The sequence below is a fragment of the Candidatus Accumulibacter necessarius genome (genome assembly GCF_036625085.1).
Genome location: NZ_JAZKUM010000004.1, coordinates 40,428 through 60,461, shown reverse-complemented (window position 1 = coordinate 60,461; position 20,034 = coordinate 40,428). Strand labels below are relative to the sequence as shown.

General features: G+C 61.6%; 13 protein-coding genes, 1 tRNA gene and 1 pseudogene. 10 read left to right on the top strand and 5 right to left on the bottom strand.

The genetic code is table 11. The features are described 5' to 3' along the window. The first annotated feature begins 34 nt into the window (after window positions 1-34). The 8 genes from V5B44_RS11415 to V5B44_RS11380 all read left to right on the top strand — a co-directional run bounded on the left by V5B44_RS11415 (window position 35) and on the right by V5B44_RS11380 (window position 13,744). Window positions 35-970, top strand: a complete 936-nt coding sequence (locus V5B44_RS11415) for a LysR family transcriptional regulator (RefSeq protein WP_434735450.1) — start codon at window positions 35-37, stop codon at window positions 968-970. A 151-nt stretch (window positions 971-1,121) separates the two neighbouring features. Next, complete coding sequence (gene guaB / locus V5B44_RS11410) at window positions 1,122-2,606, top strand: IMP dehydrogenase (protein WP_332359166.1); 1,485 nt, start codon at window positions 1,122-1,124, stop codon at window positions 2,604-2,606. Window positions 2,607-3,392: 786 nt separating this feature from the next. Continuing rightward, the gene (avs1a, locus tag V5B44_RS11405) at window positions 3,393-4,571 is read left to right on the top strand and encodes an AVAST type 1 anti-phage system MBL fold metallo-hydrolase Avs1a (RefSeq protein ID WP_332359165.1); all 1,179 of its coding nucleotides are present in this window, start codon (window positions 3,393-3,395) and stop codon (window positions 4,569-4,571) included. Further along, entirely contained in the window at window positions 4,568-10,393 is a 5,826-nt protein-coding gene (avs1b, locus tag V5B44_RS11400) for an AVAST type 1 anti-phage system protease Avs1b (RefSeq protein ID WP_332359164.1), read from the top strand. The genes avs1a and avs1b overlap by 4 nt, the downstream gene beginning before the upstream one ends. Before the next feature lie 14 nt (window positions 10,394-10,407). Further along, the gene (gene avs1c / locus V5B44_RS11395; protein ID WP_332359163.1) at window positions 10,408-10,671 is read left to right on the top strand and encodes an AVAST type 1 anti-phage system protein Avs1c; all 264 of its coding nucleotides are present in this window, start codon (window positions 10,408-10,410) and stop codon (window positions 10,669-10,671) included. Window positions 10,672-11,236: 565 nt separating this feature from the next. Further along, complete coding sequence (locus tag V5B44_RS11390) at window positions 11,237-12,442, top strand: IS701 family transposase (protein ID WP_332359594.1); 1,206 nt, start codon at window positions 11,237-11,239, stop codon at window positions 12,440-12,442. A 63-nt stretch (window positions 12,443-12,505) separates the two neighbouring features. After that, window positions 12,506-12,784, top strand: coding sequence for an HU family DNA-binding protein (locus V5B44_RS11385; protein ID WP_332359593.1), 279 nt, complete (start codon window positions 12,506-12,508; stop codon window positions 12,782-12,784). 90 nt (window positions 12,785-12,874) lie between these two features. Continuing rightward, window positions 12,875-13,744, top strand: a complete 870-nt coding sequence (locus tag V5B44_RS11380) for an NHL repeat-containing protein (RefSeq protein ID WP_332359162.1) — start codon at window positions 12,875-12,877, stop codon at window positions 13,742-13,744. 764 nt (window positions 13,745-14,508) lie between these two features. Here the strand turns inward: V5B44_RS11380 and V5B44_RS11375 are convergent. Together V5B44_RS11375 and V5B44_RS11370 are read right to left on the bottom strand one after the other, a co-directional pair. Continuing rightward, window positions 14,509-15,252, bottom strand: a complete 744-nt coding sequence (locus V5B44_RS11375) for a recombinase RecT (protein ID WP_332359161.1) — start codon at window positions 15,250-15,252, stop codon at window positions 14,509-14,511. A 93-nt stretch (window positions 15,253-15,345) separates the two neighbouring features. Then, window positions 15,346-16,091 (bottom strand): annotated as a pseudogene (locus tag V5B44_RS11370) (PD-(D/E)XK nuclease-like domain-containing protein). A gap of 441 nt (window positions 16,092-16,532) precedes the next feature. Here V5B44_RS11370 and V5B44_RS11365 point away from each other — a divergent pair. Next, the gene (locus tag V5B44_RS11365; RefSeq protein ID WP_332359160.1) at window positions 16,533-16,970 is read left to right on the top strand and encodes a hypothetical protein; all 438 of its coding nucleotides are present in this window, start codon (window positions 16,533-16,535) and stop codon (window positions 16,968-16,970) included. Window positions 16,971-17,577: 607 nt separating this feature from the next. Here V5B44_RS11365 and V5B44_RS11360 read toward each other — a convergent pair. After that, window positions 17,578-17,668 (bottom strand) — tRNA-Ser (locus V5B44_RS11360). Between the two features lie 130 nt (window positions 17,669-17,798). Here V5B44_RS11360 and paaI point away from each other — a divergent pair. Continuing rightward, on the top strand, window positions 17,799-18,323 hold the full coding sequence (gene paaI / locus V5B44_RS11355) for a hydroxyphenylacetyl-CoA thioesterase PaaI (RefSeq protein ID WP_332359159.1): 525 nt from the start codon (window positions 17,799-17,801) through the stop codon (window positions 18,321-18,323). 9 nt (window positions 18,324-18,332) lie between these two features. Here the strand turns inward: paaI and V5B44_RS11350 are convergent, their stop codons facing one another. Both V5B44_RS11350 and V5B44_RS11345 read right to left on the bottom strand, forming a co-directional pair. After that, a complete protein-coding gene (locus V5B44_RS11350) occupies window positions 18,333-19,043 on the bottom strand; it encodes a serine aminopeptidase domain-containing protein (RefSeq protein WP_332359158.1) in 711 nt (236 codons plus the stop codon). A gap of 163 nt (window positions 19,044-19,206) precedes the next feature. After that, the gene (locus tag V5B44_RS11345) at window positions 19,207-20,007 is read right to left on the bottom strand and encodes a pseudouridine synthase (protein WP_332359592.1); all 801 of its coding nucleotides are present in this window, start codon (window positions 20,005-20,007) and stop codon (window positions 19,207-19,209) included. Window positions 20,008-20,034 lie beyond the last annotated feature (27 nt).

Below are 20,034 nucleotides of genomic sequence, written 5' to 3'. Positions count from 1 at the left end.
GCCACGACGAAACACTCTTAATCGAAAATTGAAAATCAGGAATTTGCAGGATCTCCGCGTCTTCGTGCTGGCTGCCGACAGCGGGAGCCTCTCGACCGCGGCCCACATGCTCGATTTGTCTCCTGCAGTGGCCAGTGCCAGCCTGAAACGGCTGGAATCCGATCTGGGTGCCGTATTGCTCGTACGCTCCACCAGGAGCCTGCGGCTGAGTCCGGAGGGAGAAAGCCTGTTGCCGGCAGCCCGTTGCGCGCTGGCTGAACTGAGTAATGCGCTCGACGACATTGCCCAGGTGCGCAGCAGCCTGCGCGAGGAGTTGCGCGTTTCGATGCCATCGGACCTTGGGCGGAATCATCTGCTGGCCTGGCTCGACAGCTTCCTGCTTCAACACCCCGACGTCACGCTGCGCACGCATGTTTCCGATCGCCCGGCAGACCTCTACCAACAACCGGTCGATATTGCCATACGCTATACGGACACGGCGGATTCGGGGTTGGTCGCGCTGCCCATCCGGTCCGGCAACCGGCGTGTTCTCTGTGCGGCACCGAACTACCTGGCGCGCCACGGCGTACCGACCGTGCCGGGAGACCTGTCGCGACACAATTGCCTGCGATTCCGCCTCGGGAACGCCCTGCACGAACACTGGCGCTTCAGTCTGCAGGGGCAGGAGATCGTGGTAACCGTCAACGGGAACCGGATCGCTGACGACGGTGATGCCGTGCATCGCTGGGCCCTTGCTGGCCACGGCATTGCCTACAAGTCGGCGCTGGATGTCGGCAACAGCATAGCAGCCGGCCTTCTGGTGCCGCTCTGTACCGAATGGACGACCGAGGCGGCGCCATTGTCACTGGTCTGTGCCGATCGTCGTCAGTTGTCGCCGCTTGTCATGCTGTTGCGCGACCACTTGCAGCTGTGCTGCGCGAACCTGGCTGAGGGCTTCCCGGCCGCCTCGCCTTTCAGCCCCGCTCGTTGATTGCTGATCTGTGTCCGCAATGCCATGGCTATTGCCATTCGGCGCCGCGCCGGCCGCGTTACTGTCGCTTGATGGCCAGATCGACTATATTCCCGAGTCCAACCGTAACCTAACGAGAGACTGACACATGGCAACGAGCAGGTGGCCGAACGTGGACGGCGCCTTCGCCGCTGCGCCGGACGAGGCGGCGTTCTGGACCGGCAGGACCTTCGACGATTTCCTGTTCCGGCCGCAGAAGACGGATTTGCAGACCCGCCGCAATATCAGCGTGAACTCGCTGCTGACGGCGGACGTGGCGTTGGATTTGCCGATCGTTTCGTCGAACATGGACAGCGTGACCGGCGCCCACATGGCGCGGGCCATGGCCATGCACGGCGGCATCGGGGTCGTGCATCGTGGCATGAGCATCGCGCGCCAGGCGTCCGAAGTCGGCGTGGTGAAGCGCAGCCAGAGCGCTGTGATCGTCAGTCCGCGGTGCCTGCCGGCGGGCACCACTATCCGCCAGGCCAGGCGTTTTGCGCGGCAGAACGGCATCACCGGCATCCTGATCGAGACGGCCAGCGGCTCGAACGTGCTGGCCGGCTTGCTCTCGAACCGCGACACACCGGTGCACGGTGCTGACGAAGAACGACCGGTCGACGATTTCATGACACCGCTGTCCCGCCTGGTGACGGGTGCGCCGAACATCTCCACTGACGACGCCGAACGGCTGATGTTCGAGCACCGCATCGAGCGCCTGCCGCTGATCGATGGCGCGAATCGCATCCAAGGGCTCATCACGCGCCGCGACATCAATCTCAAGCGCGAACAACCTGGCGCCAGCAAGGACAGCGCCGGCCACCTCCGCTGCGCCGCGGCGGTCGGTGCGCGCGGCGATTACCTGGAGCGGGCCGCCGCGCTGCTGGAGGCCGGCGCCGATCTGCTGTTCATCGACATCGCCCACGGCCACTCGGTCATCATGGAGCAGGCGGTCGCCGCGCTGCGGGCCAAGTTTGGCGGTGTGCCGCTGGTTTGCGGCAACGTCGCGACCGGCGCCGGCGCGCGCTTCCTGCGCGATATCGGCGCCGATGCCGTCAAGGTCGGGGTCGGGCCGGGCCGCGGCTGCCGCACGCGGCTGGAAACGGCGGCCGGCGTGCCGCAGCTGCAGGCCATCCGCGAGGCCTATCTCGCCGTCGGTGACAGCGTGCCGATCATGGCCGACGGCGGCGTGAAAACCGACAAGGATATCTTTCTCGCCCTGATCTGCGGGGCGTCGACGGTGATGCTCGGCAGCGCGCTGTCCGGCACCGACGAGGCGCCGGGCCGCGTCATAGAGGATCCGGCGACCCACCTGAAGAAAAAGATTTACCGCGGCATGACCTCGCCCGAGGCCGTGCTGGAAACGCTGTACGACAACGGCAGCAGCGAAGATCTCGACGCGGCGCTCGAAACCCCGCCCGAAGGCCAGGAAATCCAGGTGCCTTACCGCGGCAGCGTCAGCAGCATCCTGCAGCGCATCCGCGGCCACCTGCAGTCATCGGTGAGCTACGGCGGCGAGATCACGCTGGCGGCGGTGCGGGAGAAAGTGCTGCTTGATCCGACCGCGTTCCTGGTGCCGCTGAGCGCGGCCGCGCGCATCGAATCCTACGAGCGCTGAGAGCCCGCGAGTGCTCCAATCTGAACGCCGGCGGCCGGCGCCGTCGAGGCGAGCGCCATGCACGCTTTCATGGCAGGCTGCTTGCGGGCCAGGACCCGTCGTTGGGCTCCCATTGAGCAAACGACGGTTCGGGCCGACGAGAAGTCTGGCGGCTCGCGTCGATGATGATCTGCTTCGCCAGGACTCAGTCGCCGTTCGACGCGGTCACTTTTTTGACCATTGCTATGACCGCTCCCGGCCCTGAGCGGCCACCGAGTTTTCGTGGTTTGCTGTCGGCAGTCGACCCAAAGGCGCCTGATGGCGTTTTCAAGTGCTGTGGCAGCTTACTGATCCTCAAGCTGCCCTTCTCTGGAAACTGACTTCGTCGGCTGATCGGCCATTGCAGGCGTTGCCCTATGTCGCGGAATCGGTCCGTATTTCTTTACTTACCTGCTGTTCAGCACCGATTGGGCGTTGCTAGGCAAGTCCAAATATGTTGCAAAAATGGGCATTGAGTTCTCGGGTACTTGGCCGGCTACGTTGCCTATCATCTGGTGAGCTGTTGGCCATACAAGCGAGCGAGAGCTTGCTTGTAACTGGTCTGCATGCTGCTGGGCGGCTTGTGCTTGCGGTGGAACCAGTGTTCCCGCTTCTTTCCTTCTCACTGGCAGGCCGCGTAATCTGCACTGGTTCTTGCAAGCACAGGCTTGGAAAAAGCTTTTCGGTGTGTCCGAAGATGACTTGACCGCTACAGTAACTTCCTTGATCCTGTCATCCTACATAAGCCACCTGTTCTCGTCCACGCGCATGCTGAAGCTGAAGATGTACCCCGCCAGGAACGGCGATGCCTTCCTCATAGACGCCTCTGGCACACACATCCTCATTGACGCTGGCTTCGCGAGCACCTATCAGGACTTCATCGCTGCCGACCTAGCGAGTATTGCTGGGGGCGGTGGTCGGTTGAGTCTGGTCGTTTGTACGCACATCGATGCCGACCACATTGGCGGGCTCCTAGAGCTCTTCTCACTTAACGGCCGACCCGGCGGACGGGGTATCGAGGTGGATACGGTCTGGCACAACAGCCTCCGGTCTCTGCCGTTTCCTGCTGACCCACCGAGCAGCGCCCGTGATCAAGCCATCCTTGAAGCTATCCGTCGACGTGGCTTTCAAGGGGCGGCGGCCACGTCACCGAATCCCATCAACGCTCGACAGGGAAGCTCACTAGCCAAGCTCCTTCGGCAAAACGGCTACGCCTGGAACGCTGGGGATGGCTCTAGCAGCATTGACGACGGCGCGCAACCGCTCGCACTGGCAAGCGACCTGAGTATTCAAGTCATTGGCCCCAGATACGCGCGTCTTGAAGCGCTGCGGGCGCTATGGTTGAGGGACGTGCAAAAGCTTGGCTATGGCGGAAGCTCCCAGGCAGCCGACCTCCTTGATGATGCGTACGAGATGTTGTGTGCGGCAGCGCCTGACCCGGTGGTTCCTTTGGCCACTCCCATGGCGGCCAAAGCAAGTCGTCGACTTGCTGAGGTCTATACGCACGATACATCCATTTCGAATGGAAGCTCCATCGCGCTCATCATCTCGTCGGGGAGCACACGAATGCTCTTTCTTGGTGATGCCTGGGCAGAAGACGCCGTGTCCAAGTTGAAACCCCTGCGAACCACATCAGCGCCGGTCATCTTTGATGCCATCAAGGTCTCGCACCACGGAAGCTTGCGCAACACCAGCGTGGAGTTGCTGTCAATCGCAGACTCGCCATGCTTCCTCGTCTCGTCCGATGGAACGTGTCACGGCCATCCTGACTTCGAGGTCCTGGCGGAAATCGTCGACCGCCCGGCGTCCTTCAAGCGACAGCTGTTCTTCAACTACGAGACTGCTGCATCGAACCAGCTTCAGGCGCACAAATCGAGGTCCGGCGCAGCTTTCAGCGTCCATGTGGCTGAGCACGACTGGATTCAAATAGGAGAAGCCAGTTCATGATGGAAGAGGAAGTTAAGCTGGCAACGTGCCAAGTCGCTGGCAAAGAAGAATCGGGTACGGGGTGGCTCATCTCTTCAGACCTCGTCCTCACGGCGTATCACTGCGTCGCGACTGCTGCGGCTGAGGGCGAGGCAATCACAGTTCGGTTTGGTGCCGGCTCGTCAGCAGTCGACCACGCCGTGGTCCTTGGCCCGTACGACGATAACCTCGATGTATGCCTACTCCGGCTACCGGCTCCGCTCTCGGTAGATCCCATCCGCATCGACACCGACTGCCTCCGCCCGGGAGAGAAGTGGTTTGCGTTCGGATATCCGGCCGTGAAGCTGGAACTGGGTCATGTCCTCAGTGGCGAGGTACAGCAGGTCTTGACCGAGCGGCTGCACCGCGTAGACCTGGACCTGTCGGTTGAGCCGGGAACCCACCTGTCGAACTACCAAGGGCTCTCGGGCTCCGCGTTCATGGTCGGCGCGGTCTGCAAGGGCCTACTTCGTCTAAACGTCGATAGCGCCATCGGGGCAGTGAGCCTCGCGATGCTGAGGCCGTTTCTTGAGGCGAACGGTTTGCTGCCGGAGGACGTCAGCCAGGATGCAGAGCCTACGCCGGTGGGGCGCCGACCGGCTTTTGACGAACTCTTTGAATCCACCATTATCGCGAGAGGTGGTGGATACATCTTTGTTGATGGCTCTCACGGCGTCGGCAAGTCGACGTACTGCTTACGATTCAGGCCAGAGTCACCCAAGCTGGACGCTATTGGGGTGTATCCATTTACGGAACTCGCCCGCGGCTCCACGCCGGCACACCAAGCGCAACCGGAAGTTTTCTTCGACTGGGCAAACTCCCTGCTCTCATCTAGGGCGACGGGCAAGCCAGCCAGATTGATGGAGCTGTCGTATACCCAGCTCATAGAGAAGACTGGCGAGGTGTTTCAAGCTTTGGCGAAGCGCTGCTCGAAGGCCGGCAGGGTTGGCGTCCTTTTCATCGACGGCATCAACGAGGCGGTGGCCGCGGGGGAGGAGACTCTCAGGCGCTTCGTCAATCTATTGCCGCTGACAGTGCATGACGGCCTTGTGGTGGTCGTCACCGGTGTTGGACTGGACGCAATCGCAAGCAGCCTCGGCAGCATCCTTCAAAGTGCGGAGCGGCTGACCCTACCGACCCTTGAGCGCGATATCCAGTACGGTGTTTGCATGGAGTTTCTGGATAAGGACAAGGCCACCGCGGAGATTGTGGCGACCCTTTGCGACCGAGCAATGGGACATCCGCTATACCTCCGATACCTGGCCGACTTGGTGAATAGCGGCGCCACCGAGGGCGATATCGCGGCGTTACCTGTGTTCAGTGGGTCCATCCAGAATTACTACGAAACCATCTGGGCGCAACTCGTTCGTGACGACGCTGTCGTCAATTTGCTCGGCATCATCGCTCGCCTGCGCTGGGGCATCCCGCCGTCTGACCTGATGGGCATGTTGACCGCCGCCGAATCGGGAGTCTTCACGACTACGCTCGTCCGCATCCGCCATCTTCTTGCCAGCCCTGAGAACACAGCGATTTATCACCCCTCGTTCTCGGAGTTTGTCGTTCACAAGACATCTCCTATCGACGAATGGGTGCACAAGCGCCTTGCAGCCTTCTGCGGCGCCCCTCAGAGCGGGGACTATGGCGTTTTGAACAAGGTCTACCACGGCCTGAAGGGGAGCCGTGAGCCGCAGCTGCAGGCAATTCAGGACTGCCAGCAGTCTTGGGTTGACGATTCCGTGCTCCTTGGCGCCGAGCCTGCCGTCCTGCTCGCAGATATCGAAGACACGCTCGCGACCGCGACCAGGATGGGGGCTGCAACGGAGGTTTTTCGTCTGCTCCTTCTCTCCCAGCGCCTGACCTTCCGCTACGACACCCTCTTTGCGCAGTCCGCCGAGCTCGTGGCCTTGGCGCTCATCTCACTGGGAAAGACAGAGGAAGCGCTTCGACACGTCGTACGCAACGGACGCCTAATCGTCAGGGCGGAGGAAGCCTTCGCAGTGGCTCATGCGCTGACTACAGAGGGCAACACTGAGCAGGCCCAAGAAGTGCTTGAGCTTGTTCAACGCGCGCTGAATGAGGTCTTTGACAAGCTGAGGACCGAAGATGGCGTCAACGCCGACGACCTGCTCGGTGCGGTGAATCTGCGGCTGCACGCCTTCTCACTCGCTCAGGCAGCAGGTGAGAATCCACCAGTTACCTCATTTCTTCGCGCCGTCGTTGAAGGCATCTTGCGTGGCCCAGATAGCAGCTTCTCGCCTGATGAGGGGGGCCAAGTTTGTCGACAACTGACCGGTGAGATGATTGGCTCCCAACTTTGCTTCAAGGGGCGGTATCGCCCTTACTCGCAGCTGGGCGTGCCTGGCGACGTGGAATTGCGACACCAACTGCTTGTCTTTCTCAACACCTTGGTGTATGCGGAGATGTACTCGGAGCACTACGGCATCGCGCTCAAGAACGAGGTGGTCGAGCTCGTCCTCTCCGACATCGAAAGAGCAATCGACGCGTCCCTGAAACCCGAAGACCGACGCTTCGTCTTTACCAATGCCCTGATTGAGGCTGGAGCCGCTCCGGGTCTCGTTGAAGCGTACTCAGTCGGAGTGAAACTGGGCGACGAGACGCTACCGTTCTACAAGACGAATCGAGCAGACCCTGACAAGGCCATCTTTGAAAGTGCGATGTTGCGTCTTCGCGCGTCTCACTTCTTGGAGGAAGGTCATGCTAGGCCGGTCGTGCAAATGCCTTCACGGGACGACTGGGAAGAGTCCCTTGAAGCCATTGCACGGGGGGTGGCCTGGAGCGATGGTAAGGCGCGGAAGGCAATGTCCTCGAAGGATCAAAGCGGCTTGGACGACGTATGGTCTTTCGTAGTCGATGCCCTCCTCCCATGTTTCTCCTTCGGCCTTCCATCTCGCATCTACTGGGGATCCAGCTATGCCATCCCCGAAACCATCGTTCCACCGCTGTACGGGCGCCTGACCAAGCTGTTCCTTGACTGTTACCCAACAAAGGCGCTCGTCCTTCTCGAGGTAATCGAGCGTGCGTTTGACGTGCAGCTAGGTCTCTACAACGAAGGTTTTCGACAGTCACTGCAAGAGGTGCTCGGCTTCCTCATCAAGATGGCTCCCGAAGGGCCGCATGCAGACAAGGCTTTCGCACTCGTCTTACGTTGGAGGGACTACGTCGCAGCGAACGTACAGAACAGGTTCGAACTCGTCCCGGAGCTTCTCCTAATTGTCCCCTTGCTAGCTCGATTGGGGGCGACGGAGGAGGCGCTAAAGACCTACCAGTTGGTTTTGTCGTTCTCAATGGGGCCAAGCTGGTACAAGGAAGACCAACTCTCGATGATGAGCGGCACGTTGGCGGCGCTTCCTGCGGAATTGCCCGTCCCGGCCTCGTCACTTGCCCAAATCGCCGGTTTCTTGGAGCGCGCGACTGGCGAGATGACCTTTCAGCGATTTGTCCGTGCCGACAAGGGCACATTCATTGGGCAGCTCTGTCGCAGGTCGCTTTTCGCGGACGCCGTCAGGTACTTCCAGCACCAGTCCTGCGGCACGCTCTGCGAGCTACACGCGCAGGCGACGGACGGCAACCTCGACCGCGTTTCACCTCTCGTAGGCATGCGCTTTCCGGGGGCGGCGTTGGAGGAACAGGCCGCCCTGCTCGCGCTGTTGCGCCACTCTCGGGGGCAGGCGGACTGGCGCTTGCGTTGGGCACTCCTTGAGACCTACCAGCATGGCGACGAGCGGTACCTGAACGACTGGGGGCGCGAGTACGCCGAAATCATCGCCGAACTGAGAGCCAACTACGCTGACTTAGCGTGGGCAAGGACACGAGTTCGTTCGATTGCGTACTCGCTGAACACAGAGCGAGCTTCGCTGACGCTTAGCGCTCTTGTTCAACATCTTTCGGCCGACATTCGTCCCGACTTCCAAGTTCTCCTAGAAGAGGCTAAGGCCAGCCTCCATGAATATCAGATTGAGAAGTTGACTTCGGGCTTCGGTCTGCGCTCTGAGAAAGAAAAAGAGCACGAGGAGCCAAGTACTGATGCACAGCCTGAGGGCAATGCCAACGACAAGCCCGAAGACGATGACGACCGCCTGTTCATGCCAGGGACATTTGGCAGGCAGTCTGCGGCAAGAGCTGCCCGCGCTGAGATAGCTGCGGCACGTGCACACCTAGCCCGCCGCAACTCCTCAAAGGCGATACAAGGCTGCATCGGTGCCTTGCGAACACTGCAGGCCGGGGGCTGGTCGGTCTGGTCTGACAACCACTCGTGCAGCGAAGCCGACCGTCTCATCAGCACGCAAGTACAGAGCGCCGATGAACTTGCACGATTCTACGGACCGCTGGTTCTCGAAGAGCGGCACGTTCAACGCTGGGTCATTGCATCACACCTCGTCACTCTGTTTGGCGAAAAGGTCGACTCAGCACAGCAGGCGGCTCTGTTGGCGGATGCCATTGACCACGTCAGACAGATCGTGGGTGATGCCTCACCCGCGTCGTTCTCCTACATCGAGGGATCAGTAACTGGCGGGGCGTCTGAGGCTCTCTTTGAACTCTTGCTTTGGACACTAGACCACCCGGCATGGGAGCGCCGAGATAGTGGCGCGGCCATGGTACTGTGGTTGGCGCGTACGAGCGAAGACTGGCTTGCTGCTCTTGCCCGCCTCGCTGTCTCCATGGACAGGAGGAATCGAGCAGACATCGCCTCGGCAGCGCTGGACATTCTGTCCCGTGAGGACCCTGCGGGGTTGTGGCAACGCATTTCGCCGCACCTTGAGGTTCCACGGGTCGTTGAACAGTGTCGGCACGTGAGCAGATTCGCGACCTTCATACGAATCGCTGAACGTGCGAGCAAGCGAGGGGTTAACTCGGCAGCTGAAGCTCTCAAGCCGCTACAAGAGCAGTTCACTGAGGCCAGCACCCCCCCCACGTCCGTCCCCGACACGGGGCCGCCCAGCTTCGTACCGCCAACGCTTTACGCTTTATGGCGCGACCTGTTCAACCTCGGTGTCCTTACCGAGAACGCACTGCATGCGTTCGTGGCAAGCTTGGCTGAGACCTGTTCGCCCCTTGATATCAATTTGGCCTTTGAGCTAGAGGAGCTTGTCGCAACAGGTGGCAGGGAGAACCCTAGACTATCGACCGGTCGTTGGGCTACAACAATACGCTACGCCCTGAACACGGCTCTCTTCTATCCGATGCCTGCCAGCCTGCTTAGCAAAGCCGAGGCTACGCTTAGAATCTACAACCCCGGGAACCTCGTAGAGCCCGATAACGGCAAAGCCCTTCTGGCAAGCCTAGTGGGTTCATTGGAAACAGGGAGGGAGCGAAGCTATCAGCCGTCCAACGAAGACCTTGTTTACCTCGACCTTCAATGCTTCTTGGAGTTGGACCGTGAGACAGTCCATGTGGAGCTCATTTCGCACCTCGTTCCCCCCGGCCCCCCTCAGCCCCTGCGACACATGCAGCCCTCGTTTAAGGCTACTGAGCTGCCACGATCTGGACACGATGAGTCCATGATGGTCTGCGACAGAGCCCGGCCGACCGTCGCATACTTCGGCTCCATCAGCCCTGCCATCCCGACACCTCGTTTCCTGTACCTTACTGGAGCGAAACCGGCAGACTCCGTTCGGTATCATTGGAGGGATGGAAGTACGGTGAATAGCTTGGCTTCAAGTCGTCGCCATGAAGTGGCCTTGCTTGCGATTCGACGTGACGCCCTGTCTCTACCTAGCGGCTGGCAAATCAGATGGATGCTGCAAGTGAACGGGGATGTTCGAGCAGTGCTGAATAAGTTCTAGAGAGTTAAGAAATCATGTTTACACCGATGCACACACCCTCAACAAGGGCAGAGTTTGAAGAACGCATGAACTACCTGCGCGAGCACTTGAAGCAGGGGCTGATGCACTTTTCGAGAACCGTTCCAGGCCCGGAGAACCTATTGAACGTGCGCTATCTCCCAAATCAACGAATCGACCTTCTCAGCATCGACGAGACAGCACGATTGAATGCGAACATGACCTATCAGATGCGTAATGCAGACTTTGGAGGCATGCACGCAGATGACGTAGGGCAGTGACAGGCTTGCTAGTCCAGTGTGATGAAGTTCAGCTGAGAAGTTAAGAGCTGTCGTTCATTCGGAACTCCTTGAGCGACTGCTTTGGCCGACGAGCGGGCCGACCTAGTGCAGGGCCGAGCGACCGGTATCTGATGAGCTACCTGCCGTTCGCGCAGCACGATTTTTTGGGGTCGCTATGACTGGTTGTGGCCGTTAGCCGACCGACACCATCGTACCCCCACTTACCGCTTCCCGCGGCGTAACGGCCGGTCAGGCGAGAACAGCACCGCCGAAAACCGAACGGCCGCTCTCGCGTGGTGGGCCGTTGCGATGAGTGACCGCCTTCAAAAGGCCCGACCATCTGTTCAGGGTCGGTTCCGGCCCACTGCGTTTTATCTGGCCGCGCGCACTCGAATGACGAAGCGCCAGAATGACGAAAAGTTGCCCGAGCTAGTTCTACTTTGTCAGATTCGTATTCGCCTTCCTGTGATCTGCGTTTGTCATGTGCTAGAATGCCATACGTCGTGATTGTTTAATCTATTCATGGAGTTGTAAATGACAATGTCAACTCCATTACGTCGATAGCATATCTTCGCTGGTCGCTTCGGCACTCGAGCACTTCGATTCGCACTTCGCGCCCTATCTCCATTGCTTTCGAAGCCGGACCCGTTCGGTAGAAGACACCGCGCGCCGGTATCTGCACGGGCTGTTCCAGAGTTCGCGCCGTAACCTGGAGTGCATGGCGGAAACCGTATCCGACAGCCGCTATCAGCCACTGCATCATATGCTTAGCGAATCCAATTGGGATCGGCGCGCGGTGCGTCGGCAACTGGTGGTCGATGCCAACGCCCACTTCGGCTATCCCAGCGCTCTACTCCTGGACGAGAGCGCGTTCGGGAAGAAGGGAAACATGTCCGCGGGCGTGGCGCGGCAGTGGAACGGTCGCTTGGGGAAGGTCGATAACTGTCAGGTGGGCGTCTTCGCGGCGGTGACGCGCGATGGCGTAGCAAGCGTGGTGGATGCCGACTTGTATCTGCCGGAGAAGTGGGCCAAAGATACGACACGTTGCGAGGCGGTGGGGGTGCCTGAGGAGGCGCAGACGTTCCGCACCAAGGGCGAGATCGCTCTGGACATGGTAATTCGCCTGAGGCGGGAAGGCTTGCACTTCTCTTTCGTCGCCTTTGATGGCGGCTACGGGCACTTGCCCTGGCTGCTCGGGGAACTGGATGTCGAGGGAGAGATCTTCTTCGCTGAGGTGCATTCGGATCAGGCGATCTATCTCCAGGATCCCGCACCCGCGGTGGCGGCTCGTCGTTCGTCGAAGGGTCGAGCGCCCCGTCGGCTGCGGACCACGGCGGTGCCCATGACGGTGGCCGCGTGGGCAGCCACGCAGTCGGCATCCGCCTGGGGGCGTCTGTCGATCCGTGACGGCGAGAAGGGCGAGGTGATGGCCGACTATCTCACCCAGCGGGTGTGGGTCTGGGACGGCGAGGCGCCGTTGGCGAGCCGTTGGCATCTCCTGGTACGACGGGAACTCGATGGGACGAAACTCAAATTCGGCCTGTCCAATGCCAAGCCCAGGGCGTCTTTGCGCCGCTTGGCGGAAATGCAGGGAGCGCGCCATTTCGTCGAGCAGTCCTTCCGAGAGGCCAAGAGCGCCTGCGGCATGGCCGAGTATCAGGTCCGCCGCTGGCAGGCGTGGCACCATCACATGGCCCTGGTCATGATCGCCACCATGTTCCTGGCCAAGGAGCGCCTGGCCCATCGCGAGACGGCTTGGGCGATCCCTTGAGGCACAATATGCGATTACCCTTCGACGCCAGCGTTGAAACAACCCAAACCTAAAGGAAATGACATGAACAAAACCGAACTGGTTGATGCCGTGGCCGCCAAGACAGGCCAAACCAAAGCGGCCACCGCGGCGCTGCTCGATGGCTTCATTGAAGCCGTCAAGGAGTCTCTGGTCAAGAACGAGTCCGTGCAACTGATTGGTTTTGGTGCGTTCGAGGTCACCGAACGCGCGGCCCGAGAAGGACGAAACCCAGCCACTGGCGCTGCCCTGAAAATCGCCGCCAAGAAGGTCGTTAAATTCAAGCCAGGCAAGGCCCTGGCCGAGGCTATTGCAGGCGAGTGACATGGGAGAAGCAAGACGCAGAGCGCGTCTCTCCGTTCCCGAAACAGAAGCGCATCGCCGCGTAGCCAGCCGCATCGACGCCAAGACCAAATGAGCATGCGCATCTTCGTATTGGCCGCCCTCTTCCTGCTGTCTCTGCCAACCTTTGCGCAACCGGCCCTGCGCGTAACGCAGCTGGCCGAGTTCGCAGACGGGCTTTCGCAACCTCACGACGCGGCCTTTTCGCCGGACGGCAAACTCATCTATCTGACCGACATGCGCAACAGCCGCATCCAGGTTCTCGAAGCCATGACGCTGAAACCGGTCGGCCGCTTCGGTGCCGGTGAGTTGTCCTATCCGCACGATGCCGAGTTCGACCAAGCCGGTCGACTGCTCGTCGCCGACACCGGCAACGACCGCGTGGCAATCTACGAGATCAAGGGCGCAGAGGCCAAGCTGGTCGGCGAACTGAAGGGGCTCGCCGGCCCGGAAGGTGTAGCGGTCATGCCCGACGGCCGGATCCTCGTCACCAACACGCGCAACGCGACGCTCAGCTTGTTTCGCGACGGCAAGCTGGTGCAAACGGCCGGCGGCCCAGGCAGCCGGGACGGTGAGCTGCGCAATCCGCATGACGTCGAAGTCGCAAGCGATGGCACGGTGTATGTCGTCGATTCGGCCAATAACCGCGTCCAGGTGTTCGACGCCGCACTGCAGCATCGCGCCAGCTTCGGCGCTGCGCTCGGCCTGAGTGGGCCGAAATACCTCGCCATCGACGGCGATCGCGTCTGGCTGGCCGACGAGTACAACCATCGCATCCTGCTCCTTGATCGCAGCCATCAACTGCTCGGTGTGCTCGGCAGCGGCAAGCGCGGCCGCGCCGCCGATGCCTTCCACAAGCCCGAGGCCGTGCTTGCCCGCGCGCCCTACGTCTGGGTCATCGATACCTACAACGATCGCGTCGTGCTGCTGCGCATCGACTGAGTCACGGCGGTCCGGCGCGCCGTCGACAGTCGAAGATGTCACCGGCCAGAATACCAAGACCCTAGTTCAGAGCATCGTCTGGCGCTTTCACGAGCGCGTTTTCCGCTTGTGCGACCTGCTGTGGTCGAGGCTGCAGCGGTTCTGTCTGGCAAAGATACTACGCAGCGACCAACTGGCGGGAGCAGGCGCGGGAACTCGCGCGCCGAGGGCCGTTGTTCCGCGAGGCAATCCGTTGGCCAGCGAATGGCGCCAATCACCTGGCCCCGCAGCAGACGGCGGCAAAAAAACACCCCGGGAACTACTGCCCGGTCAGGCAGGAGTCCCCGGGGCAACCGGTGGTTCCCGTGCGCGGCTGGGTCGTTTTGCCGCGACGGGTTGATCAATCAGGAAAACAATGCCGATGACGCGCCAACACCCGCTCGCGGATCTCGTCGGGGTCGAGGCCAAACAGAGTGCAGCACGTGCGGTACGAGAAGGCTCCTGACCGCTCCTGCGGTGCTCGCAGCCACGCAAGAGTCTCGCACCGCGTCGCCGCGGAGATCCGCGCATCGAAGAGATCGTGCAGGGATTTCTCCAGGAGATGTCCATGCAGACGCACAAGATCTTCGTCTGTCCACAAGGCGTTTCTCTCGGCTACTGCCCCGCCCTTCCCTCTTACAGACGCCGGAGACCGTGGCATGGGTTCGTCGTCCGCGTGCATGACTGTCTCCGAGGTGAGCGGCCGAGGTGCTCGCCCGGGACGGGGAGAACCTCGGCCTGGCTGGTCAGGCCGACGCGCTGTTCACCACGCCGCGGATCGGTGACGAGGGCGACGATGCCGATGGCGACGGCATCAACGCGGCCTTGCGGCTGCGATAGGCGCGCAGGAGCTGCTCGAGATCGTCGCCGGCGACAAAGTCTTCCGCCTGCGCGTAGACCTCGTCCAGGGCCTCGATCGATAACGCCTGATCGATGCTCGCCAGCAGATCGCCGAGCGGTTTGCGGGTCGCCACGCGTGCCGGGTCGGACGCCTGGCCGGCGTCATCCGGTGGCTCGTCGAGGACCGGCGCCCAGGAGCCGTCGATGGCTTCGGCGATCCCGAGGTTCTGGGTCTCACCGCGCTCGTTGATCTCATCCATGGCCAGCGCCATCGCCAGCTCGGGTGATTTCGGCAGCAGATGGCACAAGCGGCGAATGCGGGCGAGCTTCATCAGGCCCTGATAGCCGGGAATCAACTGGCACTGGCTACCAAACGGGACGAGGTGCGCTTCGCCCATCAGGCCGACTTCGAGGCCGAGCTGCCTGGACTGGATGACCGCCGCGAAGACGCTGCGCGGATCGACATCGGCGAGTTTCGGAATCAGCCGAAAGGCGGTCAGCGCCACCCGAACGATACGATCCGGGCTGAGATGCCGGGGCAAGGCGCGGGCGACTTCGCCCTTGAACTGTTCGAGCATCGCCGGAAACGAGACCGCGTTGGCCGGCGTTCCCTGACGGGACTTCTGCAGATGGCGCAAGGTTTGTGACATGGCTTTCTCCAAAGAAGAATGGCGGAGACACCCTGTCGCCCGAAGCGGGGACTGGTTCCCCACCGGGATGGATGAACTTCTGGAAAGTGCCGCTCAGGCGGCGTCGAACTCGAAGGCTTCGGCGTTGGCCGCCCAGCGCGGCAGGGAGATCAGTTCGACCTCCCCCGCCGGCTGGTACGCCGGCCAGGTGCCGGATTCCTGGCACAATTTCAAGAGCGGCAGCGCGGCCTGGTACTTCCTGCGGCCAATCTCGATGATTTCCGGATCGGCCCGATACACGGCGACGGCATGCGGTGGCTCCTTCTCGACGGCGACGAAGAGAAAGGGCAGTACCCTGCGGTCACGCGCTTGATTCCATCGACGTAGAACGCCGCCTGGACGTCATAGCCGAGGTTGGCTATGGCGCGGGAAAAGCCGCGGCTGCTGGCATCGAGACAGCTCTTGAGATCGACGATGGCTGTCTCGTTGAACCAGTCGGGACGACACCGGCAGGCGATGCCGGTGGCTGGATCGCTCCAGAAGGCCGATAGTTCGGCTTCTCCCTGCTCCAGCAGTCTGGCCGCTCCCTGGTGGGCGAGCACGGCTGCACGCATCCGGCTCAGGGTCGCCAGATCCTCGGGGGTGATCAGGGTCTTGCCCTGGGTGGCCTCCTCGAACCGGGCAGCAGCTTCCTTGCCTTCCTTGGTGCGGCGGTCGAACTTCTCGGCGACCACGAACTCCTCGGGAAAGCGGTCCGGCTCGAGGACGTAGGTGTGAACCGCGCTGCCCAACGCCATCGCCGGTGTCGGTGGCGGCGGATGGTCCAGCGTTTCGCGCAGATGCGCGGGACTCTCGAGCATCTTGAGGATGCCGGAGTGTCCGATCGACTGATCGGCGTGATACTGATTGGCCGGCATGTGCAGCAGGCCAGGATGTCTCGGATGCATGGTGCCTCCAGAAAGAAGTTGCCGGAGTCACCTGCCCCTGCCGGGGAAAGCGTCCCCGGCAGGGTGGATGAAGTGCTGCTTGTTTTGTGCGGCCAGCGACCGCGACTTGCTCGGGCGCATGAAAATCCATGGCGCTCGCTCATAGGCTGCTTTCCGGAAGGCGTTCGGCGAACGCCCTCGGGAAAGCCCCGGCAAGCCGGGGCTGGGTTCAGTCGGCCGTTCGCGCCTGCTGCGCGAGGGCGATTGCCTTGCGCAGCAGGGTGCGGGTTTCCGGATCGGTGCGGCTTGCCTGGAGTCTCTGGTGGAGATCACAGGCAGGTGCGATCGGGAGACTCCTGATCAGACGGAGCACTCTTGACGATACTGAGTTCGCTGCATGCGCAGCAGGTCTTCGACCGCGGCTACGAGATGTGCGCCAACGCGCTGTTCTCGTTGAGCGTGGTCCTGCGGTTCATCGGAACGGAAGCGCAGGCGCAGGAAGTCGACACCCTGGTCGATGCGCTGATCGACCAAACCCTGGAGGCTCTGCGCCAGGAATCCCTGCGCATCCTGGAGGTCGTCGAGAGCAACGGGATCCAAACTGCCATCGGTTACACCAGCACCAGGACCGTCGACGCTCAGATCACCTCGCCGCAGGCGATCCGGCATCTGGCGATCATAAAAGCGAGTAGAGCGCGGGCACGATCCCCGTTCCAGAAACAAGCGGCCTACGAATGCCCACTGCCAATGGTCCTTTCCCCGCGAACGGAATTTCGACCGCCAAGCTCAGGGTTGGCCCCTCGCTGCGGTTGAGGTGAGGCGCCAAGCTCTGGCCGAGAGCCGGAGATGAGGTCGACAGCCATCCAGCGACTGACTTTGCAGATTGAGGTGTCCTCTCAGTTCCCCATGGCACAGGAACAAAGTGGCGGCAGTGTCAACGACAACACTACGGACGAGTCTGGGCTCGTCGTCGGATGACTGGCGCCTCGTCCCATGGTATCGCAGCCACCGCTCAACCCATCGACAGGGGTTATTCGTCCGGCCGAAGTGGCATCGTGGCTGGGTTGCGGGCGCTTCTGCGCTCCCTGGTACCCCTTTTGTTCGCGAAGGCCGACTATTCCTAGAACCGGACCGATGACGGGGACGCCTTTTGCTTACCGAAGGTCCGTATCGCATACTCCTTGCCGACTCTCAGCCGCTTTCCCTGCGGGACGATAGCTGACATGGGATTCATTCAGCGGCATCGCGCCTCGTCAGCCCCTCGGCCACTCTCCCGACCAGAATGGAAGCGCCATCAGGATGCCACCCACGTCATTTCGGCGGGGCCCGTTGGAGGATGCCTTATTGTGGGTCATATTGCTAGTCACGAGACAGTTGACTGACACTTTCTCTTAATAATCAATTATCTATGACAATATACTGGCGGAGAGAGCGGGATTCGAACCCGCGGTGGGATGTTATCCCACACACGCTTTCCAGGCGTGCGACTTAAACCACTCATCCATCTCTCCGGAAGGAGGCGAATTCTAGCAGAAGGCATCGGGAACACCAAACTTGCGGCGGCGAGGTTTAACATTGCGGTGACGATCCGCCCCGGATCACCCTCGTATTGCCGAGAAGCCCTTTTTTCAAGGAAGTCCAATGCCCAAAACCACCACTGCCGCCGACTTGGCAGCGGCAACCCGGCTTGCTGAACAGACTGCCGAGGCGATGTACAGCCGCGATGCGGCAAGCAGGCTGATTGGCCTTAAGATCATCGCCGTCCGCCCGGGTTACTCGCATCTGACGATGGTCGTTCGACCGGACATGGTCAACGGCCATCATATCTGTCACGGCGGTTTTCTCTTCACTCTGGCCGACTCGGCTTTCGCCTATGCCTGCAACGCCTACAACCGGAACACGGTTGCTTCGGCCTGCCACATCGACTTCCTTACCCCGGCCAGGGAGGGCGAGCTTCTCGAAGCCGAATGCGAGGAACGATCCCGTTCAGGCCGGACCGGTGTTTACGACACCACCATCCGCAACCACAACGGCAAGATCATCGCCCTCTTCCGCGGCAAGTCATACCTGATCACTGGCGAAGTCATCGCCGGACTGGAAGCCGAAGAGGCGCGCCCGGCCTCAGCCAGCCCGCCAGTCAGCAGAGTGGAGGGGAATCCGCAGTGAGCCGGGCCATCAGGCCAGGAAACGGGTCAGCCAGGCGCTCGTCAGGTCGACCGCGCTGGCCCATTCCTGTGGCTGCATGAAATGCGACGCCCCCGCCATCTCGCGGTAGGACAGGCGATCAGGATGCGTGTGATACCGGGGTTCAAGCTTCTCGTGCAGGACGCGGGCCGCCGCCGGTGGAACGACCGTATCGTGTTCGGCAGTGATCGACATTAGGGCGGCGGGGAAGAAGCGCTCGACGGCCAGGTCGGGAAGTTCGGCAAGCGCCCATTCGGGGGAGCCAAGAAGCACCGCTGCCGCGCACGGACGCCGATCACCGGCGATCGCTCCGTAGGCGATGCAGCCACCCATCGACACCCCGGCGACGCCGACGCGTTGCTGGTCGGTCAGGTCAAGTTCGACGAGCCTGTCGATCAGTGCTGGCACCTCGGCCACCGTACCGTTGACGATCCGCGCGAAGAGTCGAGGGGTTTCGTGTGGCGGCCGGCAGGCATGCTGCGCCAGATCGGCAAGCCGACGCTGACCATGGCCGACCGCATCCACGCCGACGGCCAGCAGCCCGAGCTCGGCAAGGCGGCACAATTCGGGCAGGTGGACTTCCTTGTCCGCGCCAAAACCGTGAAACCACAGCACCGTCGGAAAGGGTGAAACCATGCCCGCGGGGCGTGCGATCAACAGCGGTATCTCTGCAAATCGTGCGTGCTCGACGGTGACACTCATGGCGCCACCTCTACCACGGCACAGGGAAGCCGCAGTGCCAGATCAGATCCCTTCTGCGGCGCGCCGTTAACGACTAGCGGTTGCATGGCGATGCTCCTTGGATGAACCAGAGGCATTCGGGATGACGGCTGCCATAACGGTCGCAGAATCGGACACTAGCCTTTCAGCGCTGTCCGGGGCTGGGTTCTCCACCCCCCTCAGCCTCCAGCGGGTCAGTCCGGGCCGGTAACCACTGCGGCGGAACCGCGCCCGTCCAGCCAAGGCGATCGAGCAAGCGCGCAAAATCGGCTGCCAGCGGCGCCGTCAACGTCAGCAAATCGCCTGTCACCGGATGCGCCAGACGTAGCTCGGTACTCGCCAGCAGCAGGCGGTCGCAGGCAAAGAGCTGCTGGAACAGGCGATTGTGGGCGCCCTTGCCATAGGTGGCATCGCCGATGATCGGATGCGCGATGTGCTTTAGGTGCCGGCGCAACTGGTGGCGGCGGCCGCTCAGGGGTTCGAGCTCGACCAGCGCATAGCGGCTGGTCGGATAGCGATCGACGCGGTACGGCAGCTCAATGGTGGCGAGACGCCGGTAACGACTTATGGCTTCCTGCGCCGCGGCAGTAAGCGCCGCTTCAGCGACACGTTCGACCGCGTCGAAATGGCGCCGCAGTCGGTGATCAATCTCACCGGCAGCATCCGGGTAACCGCGAACCACCGCGAGATAGCGCTTTCCCACTTGCCGCTGCTCGAACATCGCGCCCAGCATGCGCCCAACCTCTCTGCTCAAGGCAAACAGGAGAACGCCTGACGCCCCCTTGTCGAGTCGGTGCACCGGGTACACCCGGCGACCGATCTGCTGGCGCAGCATCTGCAGCGCAAAGCGTCGTTCGTGCGCGTCGAGCACTGTCCGGTGCACCAGCAGGCCTGCCGGCTTGTGGATGGCGACCAGATGCTCGTCGCAGAAGACGATGGGAAGCATGTCGTTGCCGGCCATCAGCGATCCGCG